1 protein-coding gene is annotated in these 1,722 nt (G+C 64.0%); it reads left to right on the top strand.

Features of this window, described 5'->3' with window-relative positions:
- Positions 1-3: 3 nt before the first annotated feature.
- Positions 4-1,722: pyruvate dehydrogenase (acetyl-transferring), homodimeric type (gene aceE / locus ACIQC5_RS24220; protein WP_400287770.1), on the top strand; the 1,719-nt coding region annotated here is incomplete at its 3' end.

The raw sequence follows: 1,722 nt of genomic DNA, 5'->3' as shown, positions 1-1,722 counted from the left end.
AGGTTGGACGTGGCTGCAGGAGAAGAGACCTCACACATCCTCAGCGGGTTGACTGCCCAGCTGCCTGATCGTGATCCGGAAGAGACCGCGGAGTGGATTGAGTCCCTTGATGCGTTGATCGCGGAGCAGGGTACCGAGCGTGCCCAGTACATTATGCGTTCGTTGTTGCAGCGTGCCGGTGCCAGGTCGGTGGGTGTGCCGATGGTGACGACCACTGATTATGTGAACACGATCCCGGTGGACCAGGAAGCACAGTTCCCGGGCAACGAGGAGTTCGAGCGCCGGTACCGGGCGTACATGCGGTGGAACGCCGCGGTCATGGTCCACCGTGCGCAGCGATCCGATATCGGGGTGGGCGGGCATATTTCCACCTATGCCGGGGCCGCGACCTTGTACGAGGTCGGCTTCAACCACTTCTTCCGCGGCAAGGACCACCCCGGCGGCGGGGACCAGGTGTTCTTCCAGGGCCACGCGTCCCCGGGCATGTACGCCCGGGCGTTCATGGAAGGGCGCCTCACGGAGGAAGACCTGGACGGGTTCCGTCAGGAAAAGTCCAAGGCCGGCCATGCCCTGTCCTCCTACCCGCACCCGCGCCTGATGCCGGACTTCTGGGAATTCCCCACCGTGTCCATGGGCATCGGACCGATGAACGCGATCTACCAGGCCCAGTCCAACCGGTACCTGCACAACCGCGGGATCAAGGACACTTCCGACCAGCAGGTCTGGGCGTTCCTCGGCGACGGGGAAATGGACGAGCCCGAGTCCCGCGGCCTGCTCCAGCTCGCCGCGAACGAGAACCTGGACAACCTGAACTTCGTGATCAACTGCAACCTCCAGCGCCTCGACGGGCCGGTCCGGGGCAACGGCAAGATCATGCAGGAACTCGAAGCGTTCTTCCGCGGCGCGGGCTGGAACGTGATCAAGGTCGTCTGGGGCCGGGAATGGGATTCCCTGCTCGAGAACGACCACGACGGCTCCCTCGTGCAGATCATGAACGAAACCCCCGACGGCGACTACCAGACCTACAAGGCCGAGTCCGGCGGGTTCGTCCGCGAACACTTCTTCGGCAAGTCCCCGCAGACCAAGGACATGGTCGCTGACCTGACCGACGAACAGATCTGGGGCCTCAAACGCGGCGGGCACGACTACCGCAAGGTCTACGCCGCGTACAAGGCAGCGGTCGAGTTCAAGGGCAAACCCACCGTCATCCTGGCCAAAACCGTCAAGGGCTACGGCCTGGGCCCGCACTTCGAGGGCCGCAACGCCACCCACCAGATGAAGAAGCTGACCATGGAAGACCTCAAGGCCTTCCGTGACCACCTGCGCATCCCCATCGCCGACGAACAACTCGACGCGGACCTCTACCGGCCCCCGTACTACCACCCCGGCATGGACGCCCCCGAAATCAAATACCTGATGGAACGCCGGGCCGAACTCGGCGGGTTCGTCCCCGAACGCCGCCGCACCCACACCCCGGTCACCCTGCCCGAGGACAAATCCTACGAAGTAGCCAAACGCGGCTCCGGCAAACAACAAGCCGCGACCACCATGGCCTTCGTCCGGCTCCTCAAAGACCTCATGCGCGACAAAAACTTCGGCGCCCGCTTCGTCCCGGTCGTCCCGGACGAATCCCGCACCTTCGGCATGGACGCGTTCTTCCCGACCGCGAAAATCTACAACCCCAAGGGCCAGAACTACCTCTCCGTGGACCGCGACCTCGTC

Source organism: Paenarthrobacter sp. NPDC092416 (assembly GCF_044755025.1).
Taxonomy (GTDB): Bacteria; Actinomycetota; Actinomycetes; order Actinomycetales; family Micrococcaceae; genus Arthrobacter.
Note: the sequence above shows the minus strand (reverse complement) of the source record. Positions and strands in the feature narration are given on the sequence as shown.